We start from the raw sequence: 15,364 nt of genomic DNA on the forward strand, positions 1-15,364 counted from the left end.
AAGGTGCTGTTAATGCAGTTCCCACGCATTCAGCTATCCCACATAATGCCCGCTAGGTGCCAAGAAATCGGGCCCAAAAATTTTTTTCCGGCCCGGCGTGGCGGTAGCATGTGGGCCTATGAACTCTGCTGAGCAACCCCGCCAGGCCGCCCCGGAGGAAAATGCCAACCCCACCCCCGCTGGGAGCGTGCGGCGCGTGCGTCTGGACGTGGCCTACGACGGCACCGGCTTCCACGGGTGGGCCCGGCAGAAGCCGCAGCAGGGCAGCGAGCTGCGCACGGTGCAGGCGGTGATCGAGGACAACCTGACGATGATCCTGCGCCACCCGGTCGAGCTGACCGTCGCCGGGCGCACCGACGCCGGCGTGCACGCGGCCGGCCAGGTCGCGCACTTCGATATCCCGGAGGAGTCGCTGCAGCAACGCTCCATCGACGGGGACCCGGGCAAGCTAGTCCGCCGCCTGGCCAAGCTCCTGCCGGACGATATCCGGGTCCACGACGTTGCCTTCGCCCCCGCCGGTTTCGACGCGCGCTTTTCGGCCCTGCGGCGGCACTACCTCTACCGGGTGACCACCTCCCCGGCCGGGGCGCTGCCCATGCGCCGGGCGGATACCGCGGTCTGGCCGAAGCCGGTGGACATCGACGCCATGCAACAGACCGCCAACCTCCTGGTGGGCCTCCACGACTTCGCGGCCTTCTGTAAGGCCAAGCCGCACGCCACCACCATCCGCGAGCTGGAGAGCTTCAGCTGGGAGGATATCTCGACGGCCACCGAGCCGAACCTGTACCAGGCGCACGTGGTCGCCGACGCGTTTTGCTGGTCGATGGTGCGCTCCCTGGTGGGCTGCTGCCTGGCGGTGGGGCAGGGGCGCCGGGACGTCGACTTCGCCACGGCGATGCTCGCGGAGAGTCAACGCTCCTCCCAGATCCCGGTCGCCCCTGCCAAGGGGCTCAGCCTGGTGGGCGTGGACTACCCGGCCCCGGAAGAGCTCTCCGCGCGGGCGGAGGCCACCCGGGCCAAGCGCAGCGGTAGCGAGCTGGGCTAAGCCCGGCTACCCTGACGGGCAGCGGCAGAGTTTTGTGCCTGCCGACGGTACGGTTTCTACAGCAGCGATGGGGTGTCGCTGGCTATCCAGGGGGGATAATTTATGGCGCGTCCAGTGCCCACGACGAAAGCGCAAGTATCCGGCCACAAGTTCCTGCGCAGGCGGGTAGAGCACGGCCTGGTCATGGGGGATATCCGCATGATCCATGACCCGCTGTCCACCCGCCGGCGCGCGCTTGTCTTTGGGCTTATCGCCGTGGTGCTGGTGGGCATAGGCTCGGCCCTGCTGGCCTGGTTGCAGCCGGAGCCCAATCCCGGCGAGGCGCCCATCGTGGAGTCCGCGGACAAGCAGCTCTTCGTGCTCGTCGACGGCACCTACCACCCGGTGGCGAACCTGGCCTCGGCCCGCATCATCGCCGGCGAGCCGGCGGAACCGGCCCGCATCGGCACCCGGCACCTGGACGACGCGCAGCTGGGCGTGCCGCTGGGTATTGCGGACGCGCCCGGTTTTATCGCCGCCTCCGGCACCGAAAACGCGGTGGAGTGGTTGGCCTGCTTCGCCGGCGCGGACGCGGCCCAGACCCCCGGCTTCGTCATCACCATCGACGCCGCCCGCGAGTTCAGCGCCGGGGACATCGTGGTCACCGCCAACCAGGGGCACACCCTCCTCGACGGGCAGGCCGCGTGGGTGAAAACGGAGGACACGGACTGGCTGGTGGACGCGCACGGTCGGCGCGAAATCCCGCCGGCGGAGACGACGGAGGGCCGGATCATACGGCGCGCCCTGGGCGTGGACGCGGATACCTTCCGCTGGGAGCTGCCCGCGGAGTTGCTCAACGCGTTCCGGGTGCTGCCTGCCGTCGAATTCCCGGACCCGCTGCCGGCCGTCATCGACACCGGCACCGGGGACCAGGGGCTGTGGGCCCAGGCGGACGAGGGAGTCTTCGCGCTGACCGAGCCGCAGGCCGACGCCCTGGTCGATGCCGGCGCGGATCTGCAGCGCCTGAGCCACGAGGAGGTCGCCGCCCTGCCGGATGCCCCGGCGGCGCAGGAGGCCTTCCAGCTGCCCGAGGCGGCCCCCGAGTTTATCGACCCGGCCCACGGGTGGCTGTGCGCGACGGCCGAGGGCCGCGGGGCCGCCGCGCCGCCGCAGGAGGGCACCATCGAGCTGTCCGGCTCGGCCGTGGCCGACCGCTTCAGCGGCCTGCCCCAGGGCGGGCTAGGGCTAAGCTCCGAGCACGGCTTCCACCTGGTCACCGCGCACGGGCTGCGGCACTCCGTGGAGGACGAGGCCACGCTGGAGGCCCTGGGCACGGGCACCGGCGCCCGGGCGCCCTGGCAGATCCTCCGGCTGCTGCCGGACGGCAGCCAGCTCAGCCGGGAAGAAGCGCTTAAGGCAAGCTACTGAGCGCGCTCGCGCCAGAGCGCGGCCCCGGCCAGCGCGGCCACCAGGGCGGCACCACCCAGGCCGAGTAGCACCAGCTGGGCCCGCCGGGTCGCCGGGCGTACCGCGTCGTCGCTCGGTGCCACGGCCAGCGCCCGTTCGTCCACGGCGTAATCCGCTGGGCGCGCGCTGACGGCCGCCAAAGGATCCACGCCGCCGTGGGAGGGCTCGGCCGCCTGCGCCAGCAGCGCGCGGATCTCCGCGGCGCTGGCGCCCGGGTGGATCTGCCGCAGCAGTGCCGCGGTGCCGGTGATGGTTGGCGCGGCGAAGCTGGTGCCCGTGAACTCGCGCTGCGGGCCGGTCCCATCGGCCGCAACGACCGCCCGGGCCCAGCCCTGCCCGCCGGGGTCGAGGCCCAGCGGCACCGTGCCCGGCGCAGCCAGCGCCAGTCCCGAGTCTGGTTGCGGAATGGAATAGTCCGCGCGGGCCTGCGGGCCAGCCAACGCGCCGACGGAGACGACCGTGGCGGCGTGGGCCGGGTAGACGGTATGGCCTCGCTCGCAGGACTCGCCGGCGTTGCCGGCGGCGGCGACCACCACGGTCCCGGCAGCCTCGGCGCGCTCTAGGGCGGCGTCGAGCCGTCCCGTATCCACGTTGGTGCCGGCGGGCAGGCAGGAGACCACCGAGATGTTGACCACGTCGGCCTCCTCCTCGACGGCCGCTTCGATCGCCTCGGCCAGGGTGTCCAGGTTGCCGGCGGCAGAATCCTCCTGGCCGTTCCCGCCGGCGGCGCGGTAGTGCGCCGAGGTCTGCCGGATGGAGAGCACCCGGGCGCCGGGGGCGACACCGGTGTCGGCGGCGGCGATGACCCCGGCGACCACAGTCCCGTGGGCGTCGCAGTCCTCGAACGGGTTCGGTTCCTCCGGGTCGACGAAGTCGGGGCCCGGGTCCAGCTGGCCCAGCTGCGGGTGCGGGTGGACGCCGGTGTCGATGACCGCGACGGTCACCCCGTCCCCGGTGGCCTGGGCGTGCAGGCGGGCGCGGTAGTCGGCCTGTTCGGCGGTCGGGGCGGGGACCTCCTCGGTGGGCACCGCCACCGCGCAGGCGGTGTCCGGTTCCGCCGCGGCGGCTACGGCAGCCCCGCCCGCGACAAAGCCGCCGGCGAGCAGCGCAGCCGCGCTCCTCGTCGCTATTCCCCCGCGGCGTATCATCCCAACCCCCGCAGGAGGGCGAAGAGCCCGATGAGATGCGCGGCCAGGGGCAGGCAGGTCGCGATGGCAAGCGCCTCGGCGCGCTCCCACCACACGATGGTGGTCGGCTCCGCCGTGGGCACCTTCGCCGCCCACAGCGGGGTGCTCAGCGCGCCCGCCGCGGCGACGCCCGCGACGATGAACATCGCCAGGTGCGGGTCGCCGCCGCTGGCCGGCGCGCTGGCCAGCACCGGGATAAGGCACGCGGTGAGCAAGCTGGCGGCCGCCAACAGGGACAAGCACCACGCGGCGCTGGCCTGCCCGTGCCGCACCGCGTGCATGATAAGAGCCCCGCCGACGCACAGGCACAGCGCCTGGGCGAAGCCGGACCCGTTAAGCTGCGTGCCGAAGGGCCCCTCGTAGACCGGGGTAATGCCCGTGCCGGTCAGCGCCAGCGCCGCCAGCGCGGGCAGGGCGGCCAGCCCGGCCCCCAGGCAGACCCCGGCGTAGAGCTCCTGGGCGCGCCGGGCGCGGGCGTCCACGTCCGGCTGGTGCCCGTCGGAGACCGACAAGTCCTGGCCCGCGGTCGGCAGCTGCGGCACCGACAGGCCCGCCGCCCGCGTGACCACGCCCGGGGCGGCGGCGATGAGGCAGACCACCGTAAGCAGCACCGCGGCGCCGGCGGCGACGAAGGGCGCCTCGCCCGGCATGGCCACGCCACCGGCCGCCACCAACCCCAGCCCGCCCAGGGTGAGCGCGGCGGCCGTGCACTTGGGGCTAGCCACGGCGGTCACGTGGAAGACCAAGACCATGGCCAGCCCGCAGGACAGCGCTGCCAGCAGCGCCCAGGCGGCATCACTAAGCGCGGCAGGAACCACCCAGGACAGGGCGCTGTGCACAACCAGCGCGGGCCCGTCCAGCTGCTGGTTGGCCGCCTGCCACGCGGGCGGGAGGGCCCCACCCGGCGGGGCGACGGCCCACCAGCCGGCCAGCGCCCCGGCGAAGACCAGCGCCGGGACCAAGGGGCGGGTCGTGGGCTGGTAGATAACCAGCGCGGTGCCCAGCGCCAGCGCGATGGCGACCGCGGCGCTGGCGGGCAGAACGACCGCCAGCAGGGCGGCGACGGCGACCAGCCCGATACCCGCCCAGACCGCGGCCAGCCCGTGAAGCTCCGCCGGGCGGCCGGCTGCCACGAGCGCTTCCGCCGAGTCGCGGATAACCGGCGCCGGGGCGTCCTCCTGAGGGTTGAGGATGATGACCGCGCCGTCTTTGACCCGTGTGTCCGACAGCGGCTGGGCCATGTCCAGCCCGCGCCCGCCCGCGGTGCTCGCCCGCCACGGCTTGGACAGCTGGGGCGAGTCGACCAGATAGCCGATATCCTCAATCATCTCGCCCAAGCTGCCGGTCACCGGCAGCGACAGGTCCGCCTCTTTCCGAAAATTACCTGCGTGGACGCGCACCGTCACGCGGACGGTATGCTTGATCGCAGCGTTCACAACACTTCACCCCCGAAGTAGTAGATCCCCGAATTCTCGGGCCGGTGGCTAAAAAATTTTCTTGCCCACCTTGCCCGTCGCGCTCAATTGTGGCTTACTGTGGGCAGCGTGTCCACCGCTAGGGGAGGTGGCCGCCACAAACATTTCGGGGGTGTAACAGCCGTGCTGGATCAGCGCGAGAGTATCCAAGTAATCGAGCCAACAACCTTAACGCAGCGCCAACCGGTGCCGCCGGCGCCGACCGGCACCATCACCGCAGAGGCGGTGCCGGAGGCCCAACGCAAGCAGCCCGTGCCGCTGGTGCGCATCATCATGCCCATCGTCATGGTCGCAGCCATGCTCGGCATGGTCGCGCTCATGGTCCTAAGCGGCGGGCCGGAGCGCACCTTCAGCCCGCTCATGCTGATGTTTCCCATCATGATGCTGGCCAGCATGTTCATGATGTTCGGCCCGTCCACCGGCGGCCAGGACCCGGACGAGACCCGGCGGACTTACCTGCGCCACTTGAAGGCGCTGCGCGAGAAGGCCCTGGACAACGGCGCCGCGCAGCGGGCCCACGAGCTGCACCGCCACCCGCCCGTCGAGCAGCTTCCCGCCTTCGTCCACAACCAGCGGCTGTGGGAGCGCAGCGCGGACGACCCGGACGCCCTGGAGGTGCGCATTGGCGTGGGCGAGACGAAGCTGGCCACGGAGATCCAGGTGCCGGAGGCGGCCGCGGCGGAGGACCTCGACCCGGTGTGCGCGGTCAGCCTGCGTCGGACCATCCAGGCGGTCGAGACCCTGCCGGAGATGCCCGTGGTCATCCAGCTCCAGGCCTTCGGCGTGCTGGGTATAGCGGGCGCGGGCGCGGCGGACCTGGCGCGGGCCATCGTCATCCAGCTGGCGTGCGCGCACGGGCCCGACACCCTGGGCATCTCCGTGCGCGGGGCCGGATGGGAGTGGGTGAAGTGGCTGCCGCACGCCCGCCGGCCGGAGCAGGCGGACTACCGCGTGCTCATCGTCGACGGGGTGGCGACCACCGGGGTGGAAGACTTCCTCGACGAGGAGGGGATAACCACCATCATCGACGTCGGCTCCCGGCGTAACACCGCGCTCGGGCTGCGCGCCGAGCACGAGGGGCTGTGCCTGAGCCTGCGCGACGGGGCGGGCCCGGATGCGGGCACAACGCTGCTGGTCTCCACCGCGGCGGGCGAGGAGGAGCTGGGGCGCGCGGACCAGCTGGGGGAGGACGGCGCGGTGCTCATCGCCCGCCGTATGGCCCGCTGCCGCCGCCCGCTGGCCGAGCCGGGGCCCAAGCTCGGCTCCGGCGGCGGCGACCTGGTGGCCCTGCTCGGGCACCGCGACATCGCCGAGCTGCGGGGAGAAAACCTCTGGCCGGGGCGCGCCGGGTCGCAGCGCCTGCACGTGCCGGTGGGGCTGGACCCGAGCGGCCAGCCGGTCTACCTCGACCTGAAGGAGTCCGCCCAGGGCGGCATGGGACCGCACGGGCTGTGCATCGGGGCCACGGGCAGCGGCAAATCGGAGCTGCTGCGCAGCCTGGTCACCGCGCTGGCGGCCACGCACTCGCCCGAGGAACTGAACCTGGTGCTCGTGGATTTTAAAGGCGGGGCGACCTTCCTGGGCTGCGAGCAGCTGCCGCACACCGCGGCGGTGATCACCAACCTGGAGGAAGAATCCGTCCTGGTCGAGCGCATGTACGACGCCATCTCCGGGGAGCTGAACCGCCGCCAGGAGATCCTACGCCGGGCCGGCAACTTCGCCAACGTCGGCGATTACAACGCCGGCCGCGACCCGGAGCAGTTCCCGCCGCTTCCCGCCCTGGTCATCGTGGTGGACGAGTTCTCCGAGCTGCTAGGCCAGCACCCGGACTTCGCCGACCTCTTCGTCGCCGTCGGCCGCCTGGGCCGTTCGCTGCAGGTCCACCTGCTGCTGGCCTCCCAGCGGCTGGAGGAGGGCCGCCTGCGCGGGCTGGACTCACACCTGTCCTACCGCATTGGGCTCAAGACCTTCTCCGCCGCGGAGTCCCGCCAGGTCCTAGGCGCTACCGATGCCTACCACCTGCCCGCCCAGCCCGGCGCCGGCTACCTGAAGACAAACGGCGACGCCCTGGAGCGCTTCCAGGCCACCTACGTCTCCGGGCCGCTCGCTCGCCCGGCCGACCCAGCCGAAGGGGCAAGCGCACCGCCGGCGCGGGTGTCCGTCTTCGACGGCTGGGACTCTCACGCCGCGGAGGACAACGAGCCGGAGCTTGTCTGGGACGAGTCCACCACGCTGCTCAACGAGGTCGTGGCCGCCGCCCGCGCGGAGGCCGACAACCGCGGGCACAGCGCCCACCGCATCTGGCTGCCGCCGCTGCCCGCCGCGGTCGAGCTGCCCGACATCCTGCACCGGGCCGGCCAGACCACCGACCTGCAGGCCGCGGTCGGGCTCATCGACCGTCCCTACAACCAGCGCCAGGATCCCCTGGTGGTGGACTTTTCCACCGCCGGCGGGCACGCGGCCGTCTGCGGCGGTCCGCAAACCGGCAAGTCCATGGCGCTGCGCACCATCGTCGGCTCCCTGGCCGCGACCCACGGCACCGAGGCCGTCCGCTTCTACGTCATCGACCTGGGCGGCGGGGCGCTAGCCAACCTGGACCGCCTGCCGCACGTGGCGGGCGTGGCCGGCCGCGACGAGCCGGACACGGTCCGCCGCGTCATCGACGAGGTCACCGGCCTGGTCGAGCGCCCCGAGCCCCGCCACACCTTCTTAGTCCTGGACGGCTGGCACCACGTGGGCACCGCCGGCGCGGAGTTCAACGATCTCACCGAGAAGATCACCGCCCTGGCCGCCGACGGCCCCAGCGCCCGCGTCCACCTGGTCTTATCCACGCCGAGGTGGACCACCCTGCGCCCGTCGATTAGGGACCTCATCGCCCACCGGCTGGAGCTGCGCCTAGGGGAGGCCATGGAATCCCTGGTGGACCGCAAGGCCCAGCAGAAGCTGCCGGCCCTGCCCGGCCGCGGGCTCACCGAGAACGGGGAGATGATGCTGCTGGCACGCACCTCCAACCAGGACGTGGCGCACCTGCAGTCCCGCGGCGGCGACCCGGTGCCCCGGCTCAAGACCCTGCCCGACCAGCTGCGCCCGGCCGACTTGCCCCGGCACGCGCTGACCACCGGGCTGGTCTGGGGAATCGGCGGCCGCGACTTGGATCCGGTGGCCTGGGATCCGGCCACCAGCGCCCACCTGGTCTGCGTCGGCGCCAGCGGGTCCGGCAAGTCCACCTTCGTCCGCGCCATCGCTAATGCTGTGGCCGCCCTGACCCGGGAGGACGCCCGCCTGGTGGTCATCGATCCGCGCCGGGCGCACCTAGGCGCGCTCGACGAAAACATGCTCGCCGCCTACGCCGCCACGCCCGCAGCGGCGGAGAAGGCCCTGCGCGATACCGCGGCGACTATGCGCGAGCGCCTGCCGGGGCCGGATATCACCCCGGCGCGCCTGCGCGCCCGCGATTGGTGGGCCGGCCCGGAGATCTACGTGGTCATCGACGACGCGGAGCTAACCAGCGAAGCCGCCCTGCACCCGCTGGTGGAGCTCATCCCGCACGCCCAGGACATCGGCCTGCACGTCATCTTCGCCCGCAAGGCCGGCGGCATAGGCCGCGCCCTGTTCGGCAAGTTCTGCTCGGCGCTCAAAGACACCCAGCCCGCGGTCCTGCTCCTGGACGCCGACAAGGAAGAGGGGCCCATCTTCGGCATGAAGCCAAAGCGCCAGCCGCCCGGCCGCGGCCGCTTCCACGTCCGCGGCGAGGAACTGGGCCTGTGCCAAGTCATCCGCGCCGACGGCGACCAAGAAGACGCCGACGGCGACCAAGAAGACGCACCACCAGGCGCCGAAGACCGAGACGAGAGTAGCCAAGCAGAAAGCAACCGAAAGGACACGCCATGACGACCGCCGCACCCGCTTTGTTGACCATCACCTTCCTGGATACCGCCACCATTTTCGAAGGCCCGGAAACCGTCTACCGCTACGACCTGCCCGGCACCGGGATCGTGGAGGGCTGGGCCCTCGACGGCGCGCTCGAGCAGGCGGAGAAGATCCTGGGCGCCCACTGGCCGGAGGCACCCGTGAAGGTCTGCGCGGACTCCAGCGCGACTGCGGTCTCAGCGGAAGCCGTGAGCATTATCGCCCGGCAGCTCGAAGGCCGGGAGGTGCCGGTGGTAGACACCGCCGAACACGGGGCCACCCACCCGGAGACCGAGGTCTTCGCCCCGCCCGCGCCCGTGGCCGAGTCCGTCAATACCGGCGGGCCAAACCAGGACGCAGCGCGCGCCGAGCCGCTGCGCCCGAGCGCGGACGACTCCAGCAAAGGCGGGTGGTTCCAGCCCTTCTACGTGCTGCTGGCCGTGGTGGTCCTGATCGTGGCCGGCGTGGCCTGGTTCGTGGTCGGCCGCGGCGGCGAAACAAACAAGGAGAGTGCGGGCGATGGGGCAACCGATAACGCGGTGGCGGCCGCTCCCGCCGACGAGGGTGCGGGACCACCGGCGCCCGGGGAGGCGGGCAGCGAGGGGCCGGCAAACGAGCCGCCACCCGCGCCGGAACAGCTCAGCGCGGCGGGCCTGTCGGTGCAGTTGCCGCAGGGCTTTCACGCCGAGGAATCCGCCGAGGACGACGGGCTGGTCACGGCCACGGGGCCGGACCCGGACCTGCGGGTGCTTCTCGCCGCGGATCCGCTGTATTCGGTGCCCGCGGAATACCTGCTGGAAGAGATCCAGGAAGAAATCGCCGGCGACGACGCCCTGTCCCACCCGCAGGAGCACGACGGCCGGCTGACCTACGTGGAAAAGCCGGGCGACGACTCGCACGTGGTCTGGACGACGTGGGTGGACGGCGATCACCAGCTGTCCGTGGGCTGCCACACCCGCCAGCTGCCCAGCGTCGCGCAGAAAGCCGCCTGCCGCATGGCGGAAGAATCCCTGTCCCGGGAGGGCTAAAACTTTTTCAAAAACTCCGGGAACCGAATGAGCCAGAGGGCAGTCCAATAAAGATGAGGAAGGCACCGCGTCGGAAAGAACGCGGCGGCGGGGGACTTCCTCCACCAGTCTGACAAGCAACCGCGACACATCAATCCCGTCACACCACACCGTGACACAAGACCGTGACACCACACTGTCAACCCGTTCGAGGAGGGGCGAACACTATGCACACCACGTTCAAGACCGAAGCCGAGGTCATGCAGGCCACGGCCGGGCATGTCGATTCCACCAATGAGGAAGTCCAGGGCGAGCTGACCCGCCTGCACAACGTCGTGGAAGGCACCCGCGCGAGCTGGGAGGGCCGCGCGCAGCTGTCCTTCGACAACCTGATGCAGCGCTACAACGCTTCCGCCCAGCAGCTGCGCGAGGCCCTGTCCGCTATCTCGGACAACATCCGCAGCAACGCCCGCAACTTCGACGACGTCGAGGCCCAGAACGCGCAGGTTCTCAACAACGTCGGCGGCGCCGGCCTGGCCCTGTAGCCGCCAAAAGCACCCAACGCGGTATCCCACCGCGCCAGCGCACACCAGAAAAACACCAGGAAGGAAAAATTCCCGCATGACCGCTATCAAGTACGAATTCGGCGCCATCGAGGCCGCCGCTGCTGATATCAACTCCACCTCCGGCCGCATCAACGGCCTGCTGGATGAGCTCAAGTCCATCATCGAGCCCATGGCCGCTACCTGGGAGGGCGAGTCCGCGGCCGCCTACCAGCAGGCCCAGCGCAAGTGGGACAACGCCGCCCTGGAGCTCAACCAGGTGCTGATGACCATCTCCCGCACTGTCTCCGAGGGCAACGACGCCATGAGCGACGTCAACCGCCGCGCCGCCGCCAGCTGGGGCTAAACGCACCCACCACACAATCCCGCCTGTCACCCCGCCTTCCCCGCTCAAAGGGGAAGGCGGGTTTTGCGTGGGGCAGGGGAGTGTTGCCGCTGTTGAGCGGCGTTTTGGGATTTCGGGGCGAAACTACTAGAGTAGTAGACCTATGTGTCTGAGCGGCACAGCCCTGCTTTGGGGCTGGACGCGGCGCCTAGTGCAGGTCTCCACCGGCCGCTGTATCTAGGCGCAGTTGAAGGACCATGGCGTTGGCCGGCAGTTCCGAGACAGACTTTCAAGGAGTCATTTTGTCTACTTTCCACCCTAAGAGCGGTGACATCACCCGCAAGTGGTACGTCATCGACGCTACTGACGTGGTGCTGGGCAAGCTCGCTTCCACCGTGGCAGACCTGCTGCGTGGCAAGCACAAGCCGCAGTTCGCACCGAACGTTGACTGTGGTGACCACGTCATCATCATCAACGCTGACAAGATCCACATCTCTTCCAACAAGCGTGACCGCGAAAAGCGCTACCGCCACTCCGGCTACCCGGGTGGTCTGAAGACCATGACCCTGGGTCAGTCTTTGGACGCCAACCCGGTTCGCGTTATCGAAGAAGCTGTCACCGGCATGATGCCGCACAACAAGCTTTCCCGTTCTTCCGCCCGCAAGCTGCACGTCTTTGCAGGCGAGGAGCACCCGTACGCCGGCCAGAAGCCGGAATCCTACGAGCTTAAGCAGGTGGCACAGTAATGACCGAGCAGAACAACATCGATAACAACGTGGCAGACGCTGCCGACATCGCAGCCGCAGCCGCCGCAACCGAAGAGTTCACCAACACCATCGGTGACGTCGTTGCTCCGGAGTCCGCCGAGGAGACCGAGGCTGCTGCCCCGGCCATCCACGAGGGTCCGATCCAGACCGTCGGCCGCCGTAAGCGCGCCGTCGCTCGTGTCCGCCTGATCGCCGGCTCCGGCGAGATCGTGGTCAACGGCCGCACCCTGGATGACTACTTCCCGAACAAGCTGCACCAGCAGGACATCCTCACTCCGCTGACCCTGCTGGACCGCGAGAACCAGTTCGATATCAAGGTTACCGTCAACGGCGGCGGCCCGACCGGCCAGGCCGGCGCTCTGCGTCTGGCTATCGCCCGCGCACTCAACGTCTACAACCCGGCTGACCGCGCCGCCCTGAAGAAGGCCGGCCTGCTCACCCGTGACGCCCGTGCCGTCGAGCGCAAGAAGGCTGGTCTGCACAAGGCACGTCGTGCCCCGCAGTACTCCAAGCGTTAATTCTTCGCTGGTACTTACACTTACGCCGCTTGGGCCCTTCCCTTTCCGGGAAGCCCAAGCGGCGTTTGTGTTATCTGGGCCCCAAAAGCCTGGCCGGGCCTAGGACACCCGGGGCCCTGGCCGGGGCCTAGAACGGTAAGGGTTTAGAAGACCGAGTCGTTCCACCAGCGGCGCTCCGGGGTGCCGCAGCGGGAACCGGTCTTGTCCAGCTTGATGCCCACCACCTGGTGGAGCTGGACGATGTTGTGCTCGAAGCCCCACTGGGAGCCGGCCATGTACATGCCCCACAGGCGGGCGGTCGGCAGGCCGACCAGGCTGACGGCCTCCTCCCAGTTGTTCTTGAGGTTTTCACACCAGGCCGACAGCGTGCGCATGTAGTCGAAGCGCAGGTTTTCCTCGTGGAAGACCTCGAAGCCGTGGTCCTGCATCTTGCGGACGATGGTGCCGGAGCCGGTCAGCTCCCCGTCCGGGAAGATATAGCGGTCGATGAAGGAACCGCGCGGGGTCTTGTGGTTGTCCGGGTAGGTGATGCAGTGGTTGACCATCACGCCGCCCTCGCGCAGCTTGCCGGACAAAAAGTCGAAGTAGCTGGCGTAGTTCTTCACGCCGATGTGCTCCATTAGGCCAATGGAGGAAATGGCGTCGAAGTTTTCCTCCGGCACGTCGCGGTAGTCCATGTAGCGGATCTCGGCCAGATCCTCGAGGCCTTCCTCCAGGATCTTCTTCTGGCCCCACTCGGCCTGCTCGCGCGAGAGCGTCACGCCGATGGACTTCACGCCCCGCCGGGCCGCGTAGCGGACCATGCCGCCCCAGCCGCAGCCGATGTCTAAGTGGTGGTCGCCTTCGCTCAGGTGCAGCTTCTCAAAAACCAGCCGGTACTTGTTGTCCTGGGCCTCTTCCAGCGACGCGTCCGGGCTGGGGTAGTAGGCGCAGGTATAGGTCATGGAATCGCCCAGGAAGAGCTCGTAGAAGTCGTTGCCCACGTCGTAGTGGTCGGAGATGACATCCGCGTCGCGTTCCTTGGAGTGCCGCGACAGGCCCTGGCGCAGCATGCGCTCGAAACGGCCGGCGCGCTCGGACTCCGGCACCGGCTGGACCTGGATAGCCCCCATCGAGGCCAGCGAGCGCACGATCTTCAGCAGCGTGCTGGTATCCGGCCGCTCGAACTTCCGGTACATCTCGTGTAGGGCGTCGAAGATGCCGTAGGGGTGCGCCAGGTGCTCGCCCTTGACCGTAATTCCGTCGGTGATAAACGCGCGGGCCAGGCCGACGTCGCCCGGCGAGGTGGCTATATAGGAAAGCCCCTCTACGCTGTTGATGGACACGTGATACTGGGAATCCGGGTTGCCGGTGGAAGAACCATCGAACGCGGTCCAGTAGAAGGGGTTGGCGGCAGGGACGAGTGCATCGATGATTTCGGCTACCGTCATCGGCTGAAACTTACCGGGCATGGGATAGGGCTTCCTTTCTTTCGTGGTCTTAAGAGTTGTTCACGGTCTTGTCGTAGAGAGTGGGGAAACGGCCCGCCGGGTCGGCCTGCTGCTTCATCTTCTCCGGCAGGTCGCCACCGTAGAGCTCGGCGAACTGCTCCGGGGTATAAAAGGCCTCGGAGTACAGGGACTTGTGCCCGCCCAGCTCGCTGACCTTGGCCTCGATGACCTTGTTGAAGGCGCCCGGCTCCTGCTCCGGGCTGTCGTGGTCGGCCGGGACCCCGGACCAGAAGCCGACGTTTACCCAGGTCGTCCCATGCTTCAGGGGGTACAGCGGCCAGGGCGAGTCCGAGGAGGCGGCAACCTCGCCGGTGCCGACCAGGTCCTCGACGCCGTCGCGCAGCCGGATGGGGCACAGCCACACCGGCTGGATATCGCTGGCGGCAAAGAACCAGTCGAGCCACTGGGCGGTCTTATCGGCGGTGACTTCCACGTCTTGGACCACCCGCTCGGAGGCCGGCAGGCCCTTGGGCTTTTTGAGGAAGTTGTATTCCAGCTGGTACTTGCGGTCCAGGCGCACGATCTTCCAGTAGAAAGAGCTGCGGCGCCACTGGCGCGGCCAGATCTTGCGCACCGTTGGGTTTTGCGCGCCGAAGGCCCGCGAGCACCAGAACCAGTCCGTGTCCCAGCGCCAGATGTAGTCGCGGATGCTCAGCAGGTCGTGGCTCGTGCCGTGGGGGTGTTGCAGGCTGCGGTAGTAGATGGCCTGGCCGGTGTAGTCCGAGGTGTGGGAGGCGGCATCGCCAGCCGCGACCGCCAGCACCAGGTAGGCCTCCTGCGGGCTGAAGGCCACCCCGTCGAGGCCGTGCAGGCGCGTGCCGTCGAATTCTCCGCTGGCGGAGGCCTCGGCCAGGGCGTCCTGGAAGCTGTCCAGGTCGTGGAAGCGCACGGAGCGGACCTCGATGAGGGAGGGGACTTCCTCCAGCTCGATGGTCAGGCGGACCGCGTAGCCCAGCGAGCCGTAGGAGTTGGGGAAGGTGCGGAACAGATCCACGTTTTCTTCCCGCGAGCAGGTCACGATCTGCCCGTTGCCGTCGAGGACGTCCATCTCCAGCACGGATTCGTGTGGCAGGCCGTTGCGGAAGGAGGTGGATTCCACCCCCATGCCGGTGACCGCCCCGCCCAGGGTGATGGTTTTCAGCTGCGGGACCACCAGCGGCGCGAGCCCGAAGGGCAGGGTCGCGTCCACCAGGTCCTCGTAGGTGCACATGCCCTGCACGTCGGCGGTCTTGGCCACCGGGTCGATGGCAATGACCCCGCCCAGGCCGCTCACGTCCAGCCCCGGGGTGGTGGACTCGCGGCCGCGGAAGAGGTTGGAGGTTTTCTTCGCCAGGCGGACCCGCTTGCCGGCGGGGACGGCCTGAAAGCTGTCCAGCAGCCGGCGCACGCCTTCTGCGTGGCGGTGCCAGCCGATGGGTTGGATGTTTTCCGCGTCGACAGTGCGGCCGGGCAACGCGCGTGCTAGCGCATTAGTAGCTCGACCGGTGACGTTAATCAGTGATTCCCTTAAGGTTCCGCCTGCGCTCATATGGGGCCATTTTAAGCGTGTCCGGGCGCGGCGCTATTCGGCGCCGGCGCGGCTACCCCACTTTAGGTGAGTACAGGAAGTGGGAATAGGTCCGGTCCGGTCGC

Annotated in this window: 12 protein-coding genes; 8 read left to right on the plus strand and 4 right to left on the minus strand. The window is 69.3% G+C overall.

The annotated features are described in order from the left end of the window. Nucleotides 1-118 precede the first annotated feature (118 nt). Both truA and eccB read left to right on the plus strand, forming a co-directional pair. Nucleotides 119-1,045: a tRNA pseudouridine(38-40) synthase TruA gene (gene truA / locus QQS53_RS01985; RefSeq protein WP_472774270.1), complete on the plus strand. Its 927-nt coding sequence runs from the start codon at nt 119-121 to the stop codon at nt 1,043-1,045. A gap of 114 nt (nt 1,046-1,159) precedes the next feature. Beyond that, nucleotides 1,160-2,452 carry a type VII secretion protein EccB gene (eccB, locus tag QQS53_RS01990; RefSeq protein ID WP_472774271.1) on the plus strand — a complete coding sequence of 431 codons (1,293 nt, stop codon included), beginning with the start codon at nt 1,160-1,162 and terminating at the stop codon, nt 2,450-2,452. On the opposite strand, the gene QQS53_RS01995 is transcribed toward eccB, so the two are convergent. Together QQS53_RS01995 and eccD are read right to left on the minus strand one after the other, a co-directional pair. Beyond that, on the minus strand, nt 2,446-3,639 hold the full coding sequence (locus tag QQS53_RS01995) for a S8 family serine peptidase (protein ID WP_472774272.1): 1,194 nt from the start codon (nt 3,637-3,639) through the stop codon (nt 2,446-2,448). The two genes, eccB and QQS53_RS01995, sit on opposite strands and share 7 nt — an antisense overlap. After that, complete coding sequence (gene eccD / locus QQS53_RS02000) at nt 3,636-5,114, minus strand: type VII secretion integral membrane protein EccD (protein WP_472774273.1); 1,479 nt, start codon at nt 5,112-5,114, stop codon at nt 3,636-3,638. Before eccD ends, QQS53_RS01995 begins: the two co-directional genes overlap by 4 nt. A 312-nt stretch (nt 5,115-5,426) precedes the next feature. On the opposite strand from eccD, the gene eccCa reads away from it, so the two are divergent. The 6 genes from eccCa (at nt 5,427) to rpsI (ending at nt 12,242) form a co-directional block, all read left to right on the plus strand. Further along, nucleotides 5,427-9,044: a type VII secretion protein EccCa gene (eccCa, locus tag QQS53_RS02005; RefSeq protein WP_472774507.1), complete on the plus strand. Its 3,618-nt coding sequence runs from the start codon at nt 5,427-5,429 to the stop codon at nt 9,042-9,044. Beyond that, nucleotides 9,041-10,090, plus strand: coding sequence for a type VII secretion-associated protein (locus tag QQS53_RS02010; protein ID WP_472774274.1), 1,050 nt, complete (start codon nt 9,041-9,043; stop codon nt 10,088-10,090). The genes eccCa and QQS53_RS02010 overlap by 4 nt, the downstream gene beginning before the upstream one ends. Nucleotides 10,091-10,296: 206 nt before the next feature. Continuing rightward, nucleotides 10,297-10,614: a WXG100 family type VII secretion target gene (locus QQS53_RS02015; RefSeq protein ID WP_368520803.1), complete on the plus strand. Its 318-nt coding sequence runs from the start codon at nt 10,297-10,299 to the stop codon at nt 10,612-10,614. 76 nt (nt 10,615-10,690) lie between these two features. Beyond that, nucleotides 10,691-10,978, plus strand: a complete 288-nt coding sequence (locus tag QQS53_RS02020; RefSeq protein ID WP_472774275.1) for a WXG100 family type VII secretion target — start codon at nt 10,691-10,693, stop codon at nt 10,976-10,978. A gap of 281 nt (nt 10,979-11,259) precedes the next feature. Continuing rightward, a complete protein-coding gene (gene rplM, locus QQS53_RS02025; protein ID WP_070769166.1) occupies nt 11,260-11,703 on the plus strand; it encodes a 50S ribosomal protein L13 in 444 nt (147 codons plus the stop codon). Next, nucleotides 11,703-12,242 (plus strand): 30S ribosomal protein S9, encoded by a 540-nt coding sequence (rpsI, locus tag QQS53_RS02030; protein WP_070769167.1) that lies wholly within the window; start codon nt 11,703-11,705, stop codon nt 12,240-12,242. The genes rplM and rpsI overlap by 1 nt, the downstream gene beginning before the upstream one ends. A 143-nt stretch (nt 12,243-12,385) precedes the next feature. Here the strand turns inward: rpsI and QQS53_RS02035 are convergent, their stop codons facing one another. Both QQS53_RS02035 and QQS53_RS02040 read right to left on the minus strand, forming a co-directional pair. Next, nucleotides 12,386-13,693, minus strand: coding sequence for a class I SAM-dependent methyltransferase (locus QQS53_RS02035; RefSeq protein ID WP_472774276.1), 1,308 nt, complete (start codon nt 13,691-13,693; stop codon nt 12,386-12,388). 28 nt (nt 13,694-13,721) lie between these two features. After that, entirely contained in the window at nt 13,722-15,260 is a 1,539-nt protein-coding gene (locus QQS53_RS02040) for an FAD-binding oxidoreductase (protein WP_472774277.1), read from the minus strand. Nucleotides 15,261-15,364: the final 104 nt, after the last annotated feature.

The sequence above is a fragment of the Corynebacterium sp. 2571A genome, assembly GCF_055700935.1.

Bases quoted from the DNA above. Each gene is read 5' to 3' on its own strand.
- truA (WP_472774270.1), top strand. From the start codon at position 119: ATGAACTCTGCTGAGCAACCCCGCCAGGCCGCCCCGGAGGAAAATGCC.
- QQS53_RS02020 (WP_472774275.1), top strand. From the start codon at position 10,691: ATGACCGCTATCAAGTACGAATTCGGCGCCATCGAGGCCGCCGCTGCT.
- eccCa (WP_472774507.1), top strand. From the start codon at position 5,427: ATGCCCATCGTCATGGTCGCAGCCATGCTCGGCATGGTCGCGCTCATG.
- QQS53_RS02010 (WP_472774274.1), top strand. From the start codon at position 9,041: ATGACGACCGCCGCACCCGCTTTGTTGACCATCACCTTCCTGGATACC.
- QQS53_RS02035 (WP_472774276.1), bottom strand. From the start codon at position 13,693: ATGCCCGGTAAGTTTCAGCCGATGACGGTAGCCGAAATCATCGATGCA.
- QQS53_RS02015 (WP_368520803.1), top strand. From the start codon at position 10,297: ATGCACACCACGTTCAAGACCGAAGCCGAGGTCATGCAGGCCACGGCC.
- QQS53_RS01995 (WP_472774272.1), bottom strand. From the start codon at position 3,639: ATGATACGCCGCGGGGGAATAGCGACGAGGAGCGCGGCTGCGCTGCTC.
- QQS53_RS02040 (WP_472774277.1), bottom strand. From the start codon at position 15,260: ATGAGCGCAGGCGGAACCTTAAGGGAATCACTGATTAACGTCACCGGT.
- rpsI (WP_070769167.1), top strand. From the start codon at position 11,703: ATGACCGAGCAGAACAACATCGATAACAACGTGGCAGACGCTGCCGAC.